This is a genomic window from Pseudomonas sp. yb_2 (genome assembly GCF_043103905.1).
In the GTDB taxonomy this organism is placed as follows: domain Bacteria; phylum Pseudomonadota; class Gammaproteobacteria; order Pseudomonadales; family Pseudomonadaceae; genus Aquipseudomonas; species Aquipseudomonas alloputida.
The window spans coordinates 24206-37233 of sequence record NZ_JBICKH010000059.1 but is presented as its reverse complement, the minus strand read 5'-3'; the positions used below and the strand labels follow the sequence as shown (position 1 = coordinate 37233).

At 62.4% G+C, this 13028-nt stretch carries 13 protein-coding genes; 7 read left to right on the top strand and 6 right to left on the bottom strand.

Annotated elements, in window-relative coordinates:
* Positions 1–77 precede the first annotated feature (77 nt).
* Positions 78–497, top strand: a complete 420-nt coding sequence (gene mscL, locus ACF8FB_RS14155; protein ID WP_014592354.1) for a large-conductance mechanosensitive channel protein MscL — start codon at positions 78–80, stop codon at positions 495–497.
* A 123-nt stretch (positions 498–620) separates the two neighbouring features.
* On the opposite strand, the gene ACF8FB_RS14150 is transcribed toward mscL, so the two are convergent.
* Positions 621–1397 (bottom strand): ferredoxin--NADP reductase, encoded by a 777-nt coding sequence (locus ACF8FB_RS14150; RefSeq protein WP_003251619.1) that lies wholly within the window; start codon positions 1395–1397, stop codon positions 621–623.
* A 215-nt stretch (positions 1398–1612) separates the two neighbouring features.
* On the opposite strand from ACF8FB_RS14150, the gene ACF8FB_RS14145 reads away from it, so the two are divergent.
* Together ACF8FB_RS14145 and ACF8FB_RS14140 are read left to right on the top strand one after the other, a co-directional pair.
* Positions 1613–2320: an autoinducer binding domain-containing protein gene (locus ACF8FB_RS14145; protein ID WP_392511488.1), complete on the top strand. Its 708-nt coding sequence runs from the start codon at positions 1613–1615 to the stop codon at positions 2318–2320.
* 96 nt (positions 2321–2416) lie between these two features.
* Positions 2417–3541, top strand: a complete 1125-nt coding sequence (locus ACF8FB_RS14140) for a methyltransferase (protein WP_019752542.1) — start codon at positions 2417–2419, stop codon at positions 3539–3541.
* Between the two features lie 105 nt (positions 3542–3646).
* Here the strand turns inward: ACF8FB_RS14140 and ACF8FB_RS14135 are convergent, their stop codons facing one another.
* From ACF8FB_RS14135 to ACF8FB_RS14125, 3 genes are read right to left on the bottom strand one after another with little or no spacing between them, the layout of a single operon-like run.
* Complete coding sequence (locus tag ACF8FB_RS14135; protein ID WP_003251614.1) at positions 3647–3802, bottom strand: DUF2474 domain-containing protein; 156 nt, start codon at positions 3800–3802, stop codon at positions 3647–3649.
* Positions 3803–3811: 9 nt separating this feature from the next.
* Complete coding sequence (gene cydB / locus ACF8FB_RS14130; RefSeq protein WP_392511487.1) at positions 3812–4819, bottom strand: cytochrome d ubiquinol oxidase subunit II; 1008 nt, start codon at positions 4817–4819, stop codon at positions 3812–3814.
* A 3-nt stretch (positions 4820–4822) separates the two neighbouring features.
* The gene (locus ACF8FB_RS14125; RefSeq protein ID WP_392511486.1) at positions 4823–6259 is read right to left on the bottom strand and encodes a cytochrome ubiquinol oxidase subunit I; all 1437 of its coding nucleotides are present in this window, start codon (positions 6257–6259) and stop codon (positions 4823–4825) included.
* A 343-nt stretch (positions 6260–6602) separates the two neighbouring features.
* Between ACF8FB_RS14125 and ACF8FB_RS14120 the strand changes: the two genes are divergently transcribed.
* The 3 genes from ACF8FB_RS14120 (at position 6603) to trmA (ending at position 10430) form a co-directional block, all read left to right on the top strand.
* Positions 6603–7823, top strand: a complete 1221-nt coding sequence (locus ACF8FB_RS14120; RefSeq protein ID WP_392511485.1) for an MFS transporter — start codon at positions 6603–6605, stop codon at positions 7821–7823.
* A 229-nt stretch (positions 7824–8052) separates the two neighbouring features.
* Positions 8053–9348 carry an NCS2 family permease gene (locus tag ACF8FB_RS14115; RefSeq protein ID WP_010955311.1) on the top strand — a complete coding sequence of 432 codons (1296 nt, stop codon included), beginning with the start codon at positions 8053–8055 and terminating at the stop codon, positions 9346–9348.
* Positions 9345–10430, top strand: coding sequence for a tRNA (uridine(54)-C5)-methyltransferase TrmA (trmA, locus tag ACF8FB_RS14110; RefSeq protein WP_392511484.1), 1086 nt, complete (start codon positions 9345–9347; stop codon positions 10428–10430). The genes ACF8FB_RS14115 and trmA overlap by 4 nt, the downstream gene beginning before the upstream one ends.
* 137 nt (positions 10431–10567) lie before the next feature.
* Here trmA and pcaG read toward each other — a convergent pair whose 3' ends face one another.
* The gene (pcaG, locus tag ACF8FB_RS14105) at positions 10568–11173 is read right to left on the bottom strand and encodes a protocatechuate 3,4-dioxygenase subunit alpha (RefSeq protein WP_010955312.1); all 606 of its coding nucleotides are present in this window, start codon (positions 11171–11173) and stop codon (positions 10568–10570) included.
* A 10-nt stretch (positions 11174–11183) separates the two neighbouring features.
* On the bottom strand, positions 11184–11903 hold the full coding sequence (gene pcaH / locus ACF8FB_RS14100) for a protocatechuate 3,4-dioxygenase subunit beta (protein ID WP_009682255.1): 720 nt from the start codon (positions 11901–11903) through the stop codon (positions 11184–11186).
* 199 nt (positions 11904–12102) lie between these two features.
* Between pcaH and ACF8FB_RS14095 the strand changes: the two genes are divergently transcribed.
* Positions 12103–12987 carry a neutral zinc metallopeptidase gene (locus ACF8FB_RS14095; RefSeq protein WP_049587096.1) on the top strand — a complete coding sequence of 295 codons (885 nt, stop codon included), beginning with the start codon at positions 12103–12105 and terminating at the stop codon, positions 12985–12987.
* Positions 12988–13028: the final 41 nt, after the last annotated feature.

The following is a 13028-nucleotide window of genomic DNA, read 5'->3' as shown; positions in this document are numbered from 1 at the left end:
AGCCCTGAACACAACGCATGAAGCGTTTAAGTGGCTTACACTGCGTTTACCTCACCTTTTGTTACAAGGAACCAAACATGGGCGTGCTCAACGAGTTCAAGGCTTTCGCAGTCAAAGGCAATGTCGTCGACATGGCGGTCGGTATCATCATCGGCGCGGCCTTCGGCAAGATCGTCTCGTCCTTCGTCGGCGACGTGATCATGCCGCCACTGGGCCTGCTGATCGGTGGCGTGGACTTCAGCGACCTGGCCATTACCCTGAAGGCTGCCGAAGGTGACGTGCCAGCGGTGATGCTGGCGTATGGCAAGTTCATCCAGACCGTGATCGACTTCCTGATCGTGGCCTTTGCCATCTTCATGGGCGTGAAGGCGATCAACAAGCTCAAGCGTGAAGAAGCCGTGGCACCGACTACACCGCCTGTGCCTTCGGCTGAAGAGACGCTGCTGACCGAGATTCGCGATTTGCTCAAGACGCAGAACCAGAACCGCTTGCCTTGAAATTGCCGGGGGCGCTGTAGGGGCGGGCCTGCTGGCGAAGAGTCCAGTGCGGTGGATGGCACCGGCTTCGCCGGTGTTCGCGGGTGAACCGCGCCTACAGGCCCCACAACGGCCGCAATGGTCTTACCAGTAGTTCTCGACAGCCACCTGCCCGGGCCGCTTGCTCAGGCTCAATTGCAGGTCTCGCGCCTTGAGGACCTTGCGGGTTTCGTCGATCATTTCCGGGTTGCCGCACAGCATCACCCGCGAATGCTCCGGCGACAGTTCAAGCCCTGCCGCCCTCTCCAGCTCACCATTCTCGATCAACGTCGTAATCCGCTGATTCAACGCCCCGGGGTGCTGTTCACGGGTCACCACGGGAATGAACTGCAACTTGCCCGCGTACTCGGCCAGATAATCGCGCTGTTCCAGCCCGGCAATTTCATCCACATAGGCCAGCTCCTTCGCTTCGCGCACTGAATACACAAGCTTAATGCTGTCAAAGCGCTCCCAGGCCTCGAAGTCCTGCAGGATCGACATGAATGGCGCAATGCCGGTACCGGTAGCCAGCAGCCACAGGTCACGACCACCGACGAAGCGGTCGAGGGTGAGAAAACCGAACGCCTGGCGGTCGATCAGCAACGTATCGCCTGCCCCCAAACGGCTCAGCTCACTGGTGAACTCACCACCTGGCACCACGATGGAAAAGAAATCCAGGTGCTCGTCATGGGGGGCGCTGACCATGGAATAGGCGCGCCACACCACACTACCATCGGCCTTGGTCACACCTAACCGGGCAAATTGGCCGGAACGGAAACGGAACCCCGCGTCGCGCGTAACCCGCAGGCTGAAGAGGTTCGGCGTCAGTGGCTGAACATCGAGCAGTGTCTGGCGAGTGAACTTTTCGGCGCTAGCGGTCATATCGGGCTCCAGGGTTGGCGTGTGCACAGTGTCGCCTAAAGTGGCCAGGATAAAAACCACCGCTTTGTAGGGCCTCATCCAGGGTGAACGTGCCGAACTCGCAGAAAATCCTGTTCGCTATAACAAAAAAATCCCAACAGGATGGTAGGTCTTTTCCTACAATCATCCGGGTACTCAAACGGATTGGAACCTGCGCGCCCCAAGGAGTGTTTCAAATGCTTCACTGGAAACCCGAGTATCTTCAGGCGTTCGTCAGCGAACGCAGCCCGCAGAAGCTATTCGACATCGCAGTCCATCTGGCTCAGGACCTGGACATGGATTACCTTGGGCTGAACATCCGCATTCAGATCGCTACGCAAACGCCAAGGCTATACCTCTACAGCAACTACCCAAGTGAGTGGATCGAACGCTACCAGCGCGACGACTTCTACAAGCAGGACCCGGCGGCGAACCTGAGCCACAGCTCGACGATGCCGGTGCTGTGGACCGATGAGCTTTACAAGGAAGCCCCGCAATTTCGCGAAATGGCCTGCCTGCATGGCTTGCGCCACGGCTGGACACAGTCGCTTCACGATCAGCAGCACAACGAGAGCCAGATCAGTGTCGCTCGGCCAAACGGCCACATCGATATGCTCGAACTGTACGACAAAGCCGGCAGTGTGCAGTGGCTGTGCCACACCCTTCACGCGGTACTGGGCGAGCACCACCTGAACGCGCTATGCCCACCCCAGCCGAAAATGAGCGAGCGTGAACTGGAAGTGCTGAAATGGTCTGCCGCCGGCAAGACCGCTGCCGATGTTGCCTCCATCCTCTCGCTGTCGCAAAGCACGGTCAATTTCCATATCCGCAGCGTGATCACCAAGACCAACGCAGCCAACAAGGCCGGAGCCATTGCCATTGCCGCCTTGCGTGGCTGGATCTGATCTTCGAACCTGCGACCTCGGGCAAAGCCCTGTAGAATCGCCCGGCAAAGCCCGGCGCGAACCGCAACGGGCAGTTTCGTACCCGAGCCAGACGCCATGCCCCTGTTGACCACCCCCTACGCCGAACTCGACCTGATCCGCCAGCCGGAGCAGGCCAACGACCCGTTGCAGGCCTTCGATGCCGCCGACGAGTACCTGCTTGCGCAGCTACACGATCAGGCACCCGACGCCAATTGCCGGGTACTGGTGCTCAATGACAGCTTCGGTGCCCTGGCCGCAAGCCTTGCAGGCCAGCTGCAGGTGGTCAGCAGCGGTGACTCGCACCTGGGGCACCTGGCCCTGGAAAAGAACCTGGTGCGCAATGGCCTGCCGTTCGACAGTGTGCCGTTCGTACCGGCCAGCGAACACTGGCAAGGCCCGTTCGACCGGGTGCTGGTGCGTGTACCCAAGACCCTGGCCCTGCTGGAAGAACAACTGATCCGCCTGCAAGGCCAGCTGGCACCCGGTGCGCAGGTGATTGCTGGGGCAATGATCAAGCACCTGCCACGGGCGGCCGGCGACCTGATGGAGAAGTACATCGGCCCCGTACAGGCTTCGCTGGCCCTGAAAAAGGCCCGTTTGCTGACAGCAACGGTTGCCGAGCGGCCGCTCGCCAAGTCCCCCTATCCCAGCTGCTACCGCCTCGACGCGCCGGCACTTGACTTGGTCAACCACGCCAACGTGTTCTGCCGTGAAGGCCTGGATATCGGGACGCGGGCGTTCCTCCCGCATCTACCACGCGACCTTGGCCGTGCGCGGGTGGCAGACCTGGGCTGCGGCAACGGCGTACTCGCGATCGCCAGCGCCTTGGCCAACCCGGAGGCCGAGTACACCCTGGTCGACGAGTCGTACATGGCAGTGCAATCGGCGCAGGAGAACTGGCTGGCAGCGTTGGGCGAGCGCCCGGCGACCTTCTTCGCGGCCGATGGCCTGGCCGGGCTGGAGAAGCAGTCGCTGGACGTGGTGCTGTGCAACCCGCCGTTCCATCAACAGCAGGTAGTGGGCGATTTCCTCGCCTGGCGCATGTTCCAGCAGGCGCGTGAAGCGCTGGTGGTAGGTGGGGCGCTGTACATCGTGGGTAACCGGCACCTGGGCTATCACAGCAAGCTGGCGCGGTTGTTCCGGGGGGTGGAGCAGGTGGCGGCAACGCCCAAGTTCGTCATTCTGAAAGCCCGCAAGTAAGCGCTCCACCGCCCCCGTAGGAGCGGGCTTGCCCGCGAACACCGGCAACGCCGGTGCCATCTAGCGCGCTGCCTGCTTCGCGGGCAAGCCCGCTGCCGCTCTTTATCAATGTGTGGTCAGGCCCGCAGCCCCCATGAACAGCCGCATCACCCAGGCCGCCACACCCAGCGCTGCAACGCTCATTGCCCAGATCAGCAACAGCCAACCCAGTCGCTGCCACAGCGGTTTCTTGTCTTCCAAACCATGTTTGCCAGCCATCATGCGGCCCTCCTAGTGGTAGCCGTCTTCGTGGGTGACCTTGCCGCGGAACACATAGTAGCTCCAGGAGGTATACATCAGGATAAACGGCAGGATGAACAGAGTACCCACCAGCATGAAGCCCTGGCTTTGCGGTGGCGCTGCGGCATCCCAGATCGAAATCGACGGCGGGATGATGTTAGGCCACAGGCTGATGCCCAAGCCGCTGTAGCCAAGGAAGATCAGTACCAGCGTGAGCAGGAACGGCGTATAGTGCGCGTTGCGTGCCACCGCTTTGAGCAACCCGTAGAAGGTCACCAGCACCAGCAGCGGTACCGGCATGAACCAGATCAGGTTGGGCATGCTGAACCAGCGGTCGGCAATCTGCGGGTAGGCGATGGGCGTCCACAGGCTGACGATACCGATCACCACCAGCAGCACCAGCGCCAGCGGCCGGGCCATATCGTGCATCTTCTGCTGCAGCGGCCCTTCGGTCTTCATGATCAGCCAGGTGCAACCCAGCAAGGTGTAGGCCACGATCAACCCCAGCCCGCAGAACAGGCTGAATGGGGTCAGCCAGTCCAGGGTGCCACCGGCAAAATGCCGGTCGACCACCTTGAACCCCTCCAGGAACGCGCCCAGCGCCACACCCTGGAAGAAGGTGGCGATCAGCGAACCCCAGATAAAAGCCTTGTCCCAGATGTGCCGCTTGTCGGCCTTGGCCTTGAAGCGGAACTCGAAGGCCACGCCTCGGAAAATCAGGCCGATCAGCATCAGGATCAGGGGCAGGTACAGGGCCTCGAGGACCACGGCATACGCCATCGGGAAGGCACCGAACAGTCCGGCACCGCCCAGGATCAACCAGGTTTCGTTGCCGTCCCATACCGGCGCGACAGTGTTCATCATGACATCACGGTCCTGCTCGCCCTTGACGAAGGGGAAGAGCATGCCGATCCCCAGGTCGAATCCGTCCATCACCACGTACATCATGACGCCGAAGATGATGATCACGGCCCAGATCAGTGGAAGGTCGATACCCATGGTTCAGTTCCCCTCGTTCAGGCTGGCAGCGGTGGCCTCGCGGCCATCATCGGCGGCGGACAAAGGCCGTGCCGGCGTGCGTTTCTGGCCTGGGCCTCCCGGTGTGTGCTCGTCACCCTCGCCGGTCTGCGGCCCTTTGCGCACCAGGCGCATCATGTAGCCAAGGCCGGTGCCAAACAGGGCGAAGTACACCACCACGAACGCCACAAGGGTGAAGCCGAGCTGGGCGTAGCTGTGGTTGGAGACACCGTCTGCCGTGCGCATCAGGCCGTACACCACCCAAGGCTGGCGGCCAATTTCAGTGGTGAACCAGCCGGCCAGCAGCGCGACCAGCCCGGATGGGCCCATCCACAGGGCCACATGCAGGAACGGGCGTGAACTGTACAGCGTGCCGCGTTTGCGCAACCACAGGCTCCACAGGCCAACGAAGATCATCAGGAAACCAAGCCCGACCATAATCCGGAACGACCAGAACACAATGGTCGAATTAGGCCGGTCCTCGGGCGGAAACTCCTTCATCGCCGGCACCTGCTTGTCCAGGCTGTGAGTCAGGATCAGGCTACCGAGCGCCGGGATCTCGATCTTGAACCGGGTAGTCTCGGCCTCCATGTCGGGAATGCCGAACAGGATCAGCGGAGTCGGCTCACCGGGCACGTTCTCCCAGTGGCCTTCGATCGCGGCAATTTTCACCGGCTGGTGCTTGAGGGTATTGAGGCCGTGGAAATCGCCGATCACTGCCTGAATCGGGGCGACGATCAGTGCCATCCACATGGCCATCGACAGCATCTTGCGTACAGCCGGGTTGTCACGCCCGCGCAGCAGGTGCCAGGCCGCCGAGGCACCGACGAAGAACGCGGTGGACACGAACGCGGCAGTGGCCATGTGCATCAGGCGGTAGGGGAAAGAGGGGTTGAACACCACCGCAAACCAGTCCACCGGCACCACCCTACCATCGATGATCTCGTGACCTTGCGGGGTTTGCATCCAGCTGTTGGAGGCGAGAATCCAGAAGGTAGAGACCAGCGTACCGAGCGCTACCATCACCGTGGAGAAGAAGTGCAGACCACGGCCGACGCGGTTCCAGCCAAACAACATGACGCCCAGGAAGCCGGCCTCGAGGAAGAACGCAGTCAGTACTTCGTAGGTGAGCAGCGGGCCGGTGACGGCGCCGGCAAAGTCGGAGAAGCGGCTCCAGTTGGTGCCGAACTGGTAGGCCATGACCAGGCCGGAGACGACGCCCATGCCGAAGTTGACGGCGAAGATCTTCGACCAGAAGTGATAGAGGTCACGGTAGACCTGGTTGTGGGTCCGCAGCCAGAGGCCTTCGAGGACTGCCAGGTAGCTGGCCAGGCCAATGGTGATGGCCGGGAACAGGATGTGGAACGACACGGTAAAGGCAAACTGCATTCGGGCGAGCTCTAAGGCCTCTATTCCGAACATGGTGCTTCCTCTTCAGATAATCCGGCGTCCGGGCTTGTGGCCCCAGTCGCCCACTGCCCCCACTGGGTCGAGTACGGCGTGTTGGAATTGTTCTGTTCGATCGCAGGGATTCCGGCCAGACGGCCAATTCATTGATCTGGAACGATTGACCCAGATCAATGAATGCTAGGAAGCATAGTCCCGAATGGCCCGGTGGGCCGTGTGGTGGATTGCCGCGTGACCTGTTGCCTCACCCTCTTTGATTAGCAGTGGAAAAGTGCCGACCTGAGCAAACAGTAACCGCTTGTTACAAACAGATGATACGCTGCGCCCCCCTCTACTGCGCCGAGGCCCCTGGTTTCCGATGTCCGATTCCGCACCGCAGTTGTTGCGTCACCATCGTCCTTTTCTGGCCTTCTGGCTGGCCCGCGTGTTCACCGCCAGCGGCTTCCAGATGCTCACCGTGGCCATCGGCTGGCACCTCTACCAATTGACCGGCAACGTCCTGGACCTAGGCCTGGTCGGCCTGGTCGAGTTCGCCCCACGGGTGCTGTTCATGCTGCACACCGGCCATGTCGCCGACCGCTATGACAGGCGCAAGGTCGCCGCCCTGTGCCAGAGCCTTCAGGGGCTGATTGCCCTGGCGCTGGCGGTGGGCAGTGCCACCGACAACGTCACCCGCGAACTGATCTTTGCCCTGGCCTTCCTGCTCGGCGCCAGCCGCTCATTCGAAATGCCGGCAACCCAGGCGTTGTTGCCCAATGTGGTACCGGCCGGGCTGTTCCCGCGGGCAGTGGCGGCGTCGGCCTCGGCCACCCAGTCGGCGACCATCGTGGCGCCGGCGGTGGGCGGATTCCTGTATGCCTTTGGCAGCATGTGGGTGTACGGCCCGACGGTGGCCTTGTACGCCATTGCCTGCGTGCTGACCCTGAGCCTGCAGGTGCGCGGCCAGGTCGCCCAGCGCGGGCGCGCCAGCATCGAATCGCTGCTGGCTGGCATCCGCTTCATTCGCAGCCGGCCCGACATCCTCGGCGCCATCTCGCTGGACCTGTTCGCCGTATTGTTGGGCGGAGCCACCGCGTTGCTGCCGGTATTTGCCAAGGACATCCTGCTAACCGGGCCGATGGGCCTTGGCCTGTTGCGCTCGGCGCCAGCGGTGGGAGCATTGCTGATGTCGCTCTGGTTGGCGCGCTTCCCGTTCCAGCGCAACGTCGGGCGGACGATGTTCACTGCGGTCGGCGTGTTCGGCGTGGCGACCATCGCCTTCGGCCTGTCGACCTCGTTCTGGTTCTCGCTGGCGGTACTGGTGGTACTGGGTGCGGCAGACATGATCAGCATGGTCATTCGCAGTTCGTTCGTGCAGCTGGAGACACCGGATGAAATGCGTGGGCGGGTCAGCGCAGTGAACGGCCTGTTCATCGGTGCCTCGAACCAGCTCGGTGAGTTCGAATCGGGGGTGACCGCGCACTGGTTTGGTACAGTGCCGGCGGTGGTGCTGGGCGGGGTGGGCACTTTGGTGGTGACCGGGGTGTGGATAAAACTGTTCCCTACCCTGGCCAAGCGGGACCGGTTGCATAACGGGTGATGGGTCACCTGTGCCCGCCGCTTCGCGGGCAAGCCCGCGCCTACGGGGGAACTTCCCCGCACAGGGCCAGAAAAACCCATTCCCCAACGGCCATAGGCCCCCGCCATGCATGCTGGTATGATGCGCGGCTTTTTTCCTCCCCACACAAAACCACGGCATCCGGTACGGTCTGTGCTTTGCTGTTGGGGTCGATACATTCATGGCGCCGGGGGCGCCTTGGGGAGCGGGCATGCTGGAAAGGCTGTTTCAACTAAGAGCACACAACACCAACGTGCGCACCGAGATTCTCGCGGGCGTCACCACCTTCCTGGCCATGGCCTACATCCTGTTCGTCAACCCGAGCATCCTCGGCGAGACCGGCATGGACAAGGGCGCGATCTTCGTCGCCACCTGCCTGGCAGCGGCCATCGGCTCCGCCACCATGGGCCTGATAGCCAACTACCCGATCGCCCTGGCACCGGGCATGGGCCTGAACGCGTTCTTCACCTACACCGTGGTGCTGCACATGGGCCACACCTGGCAGGTGGCACTGGGTGCCGTGTTCCTGTCGGCGGTGATGTTCTTCCTGCTGTCGATCTTCCGCATCCGCGAGTGGATCGTGAACAGCATCCCGCTGCCGCTGCGTTCGGCGATTGCCGCCGGCATTGGCCTGTTCCTGGCATTGATCGCCCTGCATAACGCCGGCATCGTCGTCGATAACCCAGCCACTTTGGTGGGCATGGGCGACCTCAAGCAGCCGTCGGTGATTCTCGCCACACTGGGCTTTTTCCTGATCGTCGGCCTTGAGTCGCTGAAAGTGCGCGGCGCGGTGCTGATCGGCATCCTGGCCGTCACCGTCGCGTCGATCGCCATGGGCGTCACGCCGTTCGGCGGGATCGTGTCGATGCCACCTTCACTGGCACCCACCTTCCTGCAGCTGGACATCGCCGGTGCCCTCGATGTGGGCCTGATCAGCGTGATCTTCGCGTTCCTGTTCGTCGACCTGTTCGACAACTCCGGCACCCTGATCGCCGTGGCCAAGCGCGCCGGCCTGATGGGCAAGGACGGCCACATGCCGAAGATGGGCCGCGCCCTGATCGCCGACAGCACCGCCGCCATGGCCGGCTCCCTGCTGGGCACCTCGACCACCACCAGCTATATCGAGTCCGCTGCGGGTGTGAGCGCCGGTGGCCGCACCGGCCTGACGGCCATCGTGGTTGCCGTGCTGTTCCTGCTGGCGCTGTTCTTTGCCCCACTGGCCGGTAGCGTGCCCGCCTTCGCCACCGCTCCGGCGCTGCTGTTCGTCGCGGTACTGATGGCCTCGGGCCTGGCGGAAATAAACTGGGACGACGTCACCGAAGCCGCACCGGTGGTGGTAACTGCCTTGGCCATGCCGCTGACGTACTCGATCGCCAATGGTATCGCCTTCGGCTTCATCGCCTGGACCGCCGTCAAGTTGATCTCGGGCCGCCACCGCGAACTCAACTCGGCCCTGGTGATCCTTTCCATCCTGTTCGTCATCAAGCTAGGCTGGTTCAACGCATGAGTGCTGCTTTCGACCCCTCCTCCTACGCCACCCAACTGGACGCCAAGGTGGCACGGCTGCGCGAGCTGCTGGCGCCATTCGGCGCGCCGGAACCGGCTGTTTTCGACTCACCGCGCGAGCATTACCGCCTGCGCGCCGAGTTCCGCCTGTGGCGCGAGGATGGCCAGCGCCACTACGCCATGTTCGCCCCGGGCGAGAAGCACAAGGCAATCCTGATCGACGATTTCCCCATTGCCAGCGAACGCATCAACGCGTTGATGCCACGCCTGAAGGCAGCCTGGCAGGCCAGCGAAGAACTGGGCAACCGCCTGTTCCAGGTGGAGTTCCTCACCACGCTGGCTGGCGATGCGATGATCACGATGTGCTATCACCGCCCGCTGGACGAGGCCTGGGAAGTGGAAGCACGGCAACTGGCTGAAGCGCTGGGGGTGAGCGTCATCGGCCGCTCCAAGGGCAAGCGCTTGGTTATCGGCCGCGACTACGCGGTGGAAAAACTTGATGTGGCTGGCCGCGTGTTCAGTTACCGCCAGCCGGAGGGTGCGTTCACCCAGCCCAACGGCGCAGTGAACCAGAAGATGCTCAGCTGGGCCTTCGAGGCCATTGGCGAGCGTGAGGATGACCTGCTGGAGCTGTATTGCGGCAACGGCAACTTTACCCTGCCGCTGGCCACGCGTGTACGCCAGGTGCTGGCCACCGAAATCAGCAAGACGTCGGTCAATGCCGCCCTGAGCAACCTTGACGAAAACGCTGTGGATAACGTGCGGCTGGTACGTTTGTCGGCAGAGGAGCTGACCCAGGCACTGAATGAGGTGCGGCCGTTCCGTCGCCTGCAAGGCATCGACCTGAAGAGTTATCAGTTCGGTACCGTGTTCGTCGACCCACCGCGTGCGGGGATGGACCCGGATACCTGCGAGCTGACCCGGCGTTTCGAGCGCATTCTGTACATCTCGTGCAACCCGGAAACGCTGGCAGCGAACATTGCCCAGTTGCAGGACACCCACCGCATCGAGCGCTGTGCATTGTTTGACCAGTTCCCGTATACCCACCATATGGAGAGTGGGGTTCTGCTGGTTCGGCGCTGATCGTTGTATTGCCGGGGCTGCTTTGCAGCCCATTCGCGGGCAAGCCCGCTCCGACATTGATCGGCGTCGGTGTACGCAGATCGTTGTAGGAGCGGGCTTGCCCGCGAATGGGCCGCAGAGCGGCCCCAAGCTTCACCTCAGAAGTCGAAGAAGACGGTCTCCCCTTCCCCCTGAATGCGGATATCAAAGCGGTACGCCGTCTTCCCATCCACTTCGCAACGCTTGGCAATCAAGGTTTCACGCCGCTGCGGCTGCTCGATCAGGTTGAGCACCGGGCACTTGGCATTGGCCTGGGCCTCATCATCGAAATACAGGCGCGTGTGCAGGTGGATGTTGATGCCACGGGCAAACAGGCTGATGTTGATGTGCGGCGCCATCGGCACGCCAGCAGCGTTGTTCACCACACCCGGCTTGACCGTTTGCAGCGTCCACTCACCGGCATCGAAGGTGGTAGCCGTGCGGCCAAAGCTGTTGAAGGCGTTTTCCAGGTTGTAGGCATCCTGGTACTCACCGTTGGCGTCGGCCTGCCACACCTCCAGGAACGAGTCGCGCACAAGGTGGCCGTTTCCGTCGTAAACGTGGCCGATCAGCAGAATGTGCTCGCCCGGGGCGTCTGGCTTGGCCAGGCAGTTCCAGATTTCCTGGTCGCGGGTCGGGTTGCCGGCGGCTTCCAGGGCCAGGCCGATGTGCACGTAGGGGCCGGCAGTCTGCGAAGGGGTTTCCGGCAGCAGTTCGATTGGCATGGCGGGGTCCTCAGCAGTTTTCGAAGTGGGTCTTGCGCTGGCCGCGCAGCACGATGTCGAAGCGGTAGGCCAGGCAGTCCATCGGGTTGGCGTTGCTCATGTCGAGCTTGGCGATCAACTGCTGCACGGCTTGCGGGTTGGCGATCGACTTGACGATCGGGCACATCGGGATCAGCGGGTCACCTTCGAAGTACAACTGGGTGATCAGCTTGGTGGCGATCGATGGGCCGCTGATGGCGAAGTGGATATGCGCCGGGCGCCAGTCGTTCGGGCCGTTGCGCCATGGGTACGGGCCCGGCTTGATGGTGCGGAAGCTGTAATAGCCGTCACGGTCGGTCAGACACCGCCCAACACCACCGAAGTTCGGGTCCAGGGGCGCCAGGTAGCGATCGTTCTTGTGGCGATAGCGGCCGCCGGCGTTGGCTTGCCACATCTCCACCAGAGTGTTCGGCACAGGCTTGCCGTACTGGTCGACGACACGGCCGGCGACGATGATGCGCTCGCCAATGGGCAGGCCACCGTTATTGAAGTTCAGCAGCAGGTCATGGTCGTGGGCGCCGAAGCCCAGATGGGAAAAGTCCGGACCAGTGGTTTCGCTGATCGACTGCGGAATGCTGACCAGTGCCTGGCGCGGCGAGCGGGCAACGGAGGTCTTATAGTCAGGCGTAAGGGCTTTAGGGTGCCAGTTGCGATCACGGATCACGAAGCGGCTGTTGTCCTGGGCGGGCATGCCGGTTTCCTCTCTTGGAATTGTGAGAACGCCTGGGCGTGGCAGGCGGACTTGCAGTTTCCGGCAGGTCGCGCGTGATGAATATTGAAATCGACCAACTCATACATAACCAAATGGTTATGTCTTAACACCTTTGCCTGACACCAGCCGCTTTCCTGAACTAATCTTTGTCTTCTTGTTTCACGCTCGGAGAGCATTCATGGAATGGCGAAAAGGCCGACGCAGCGACAACGTGGTCGATGCCCGGGGCGAAGGTGGCGGTGGCGGCATGCGCTTCGGCGGCGGCAAGGGGCTGGGGCTCGGGGCGATTCTGCTGATCGTCGGCATCGGCTGGCTCACCGGGCAGGACCCGCTGCAGATTCTTGGCCAGCTCACCGGCCAGCTGGAGCAACAGCAAACGGCCCCCAGTGGTACAAGCGCCAAGGCCCCCCCGGCCAACGACCAGCAGGCCGAGTTCGTCGCCTCGATTCTGGGCGACACCGAGGACACCTGGAAAGCCCTGTTCGCCCAGGCCGGCAAACAATACCGTGACCCCAAACTGGTCCTGTTCAGCGGCCAGGTCAATTCGGCCTGTGGTTTTGCCTCGGCAGCGGTCGGGCCGTTCTATTGCCCGGCGGACCAGCGGGTGTACCTGGACATGTCGTTCTTCCGCGAAATGGAAACCCGCTTCGCTGCAGCGGGCGACTTCGCCCAGGCCTACGTGATCGCCCACGAAATCGGTCACCATGTGCAGACACTGCTGGGCGTTTCGGCCAAGGTGGATGCCGCACGACGCGCCGGCCAGCGCATGGAGGGCGACAACGGCCTGTTGGTGCGCCAGGAGTTGCAGGCTGACTGCCTGGCCGGGGTATGGGCCTACCAGGCGCAGAAACGCCTGAACTGGCTGGAGCCAGGCGATGTCGAGGAAGCGCTGAATGCGGCCAATGCCATTGGCGACGACCGCCTGCAGCAGCAAGGCCGCGGCCGCGTAGTGCCGGACTCCTTCACCCATGGCACTTCCGCGCAGCGGGTGCGTTGGTTCAAGATCGGGTTTGCCGAAGGTGAAGTGAACCGCTGCGACACCTTCAGCGCACGCACCCTCTGATCCCAGGCCCAACAGGGACCAAGTGAGACCATCTGCTGATA

What these genes read in the sequence shown, in the direction of transcription:
- ACF8FB_RS14150 (WP_003251619.1), bottom strand. Translation starts at nt 1,397, where the DNA reads ATGACCGCTAGCGCCGAAAAGTTCACTCGCCAGACACTGCTCGATGTT.
- mscL (WP_014592354.1), top strand. Translation starts at nt 78, where the DNA reads ATGGGCGTGCTCAACGAGTTCAAGGCTTTCGCAGTCAAAGGCAATGTC.
- ACF8FB_RS14125 (WP_392511486.1), bottom strand. Translation starts at nt 6,259, where the DNA reads ATGTTCGGAATAGAGGCCTTAGAGCTCGCCCGAATGCAGTTTGCCTTT.
- ACF8FB_RS14115 (WP_010955311.1), top strand. Translation starts at nt 8,053, where the DNA reads ATGCTGGAAAGGCTGTTTCAACTAAGAGCACACAACACCAACGTGCGC.
- pcaH (WP_009682255.1), bottom strand. Translation starts at nt 11,903, where the DNA reads ATGCCCGCCCAGGACAACAGCCGCTTCGTGATCCGTGATCGCAACTGG.
- pcaG (WP_010955312.1), bottom strand. Translation starts at nt 11,173, where the DNA reads ATGCCAATCGAACTGCTGCCGGAAACCCCTTCGCAGACTGCCGGCCCC.
- trmA (WP_392511484.1), top strand. Translation starts at nt 9,345, where the DNA reads ATGAGTGCTGCTTTCGACCCCTCCTCCTACGCCACCCAACTGGACGCC.
- ACF8FB_RS14140 (WP_019752542.1), top strand. Translation starts at nt 2,417, where the DNA reads ATGCCCCTGTTGACCACCCCCTACGCCGAACTCGACCTGATCCGCCAG.
- ACF8FB_RS14135 (WP_003251614.1), bottom strand. Translation starts at nt 3,802, where the DNA reads ATGATGGCTGGCAAACATGGTTTGGAAGACAAGAAACCGCTGTGGCAG.
- cydB (WP_392511487.1), bottom strand. Translation starts at nt 4,819, where the DNA reads ATGGGTATCGACCTTCCACTGATCTGGGCCGTGATCATCATCTTCGGC.
- ACF8FB_RS14095 (WP_049587096.1), top strand. Translation starts at nt 12,103, where the DNA reads ATGGAATGGCGAAAAGGCCGACGCAGCGACAACGTGGTCGATGCCCGG.
- ACF8FB_RS14145 (WP_392511488.1), top strand. Translation starts at nt 1,613, where the DNA reads ATGCTTCACTGGAAACCCGAGTATCTTCAGGCGTTCGTCAGCGAACGC.
- ACF8FB_RS14120 (WP_392511485.1), top strand. Translation starts at nt 6,603, where the DNA reads ATGTCCGATTCCGCACCGCAGTTGTTGCGTCACCATCGTCCTTTTCTG.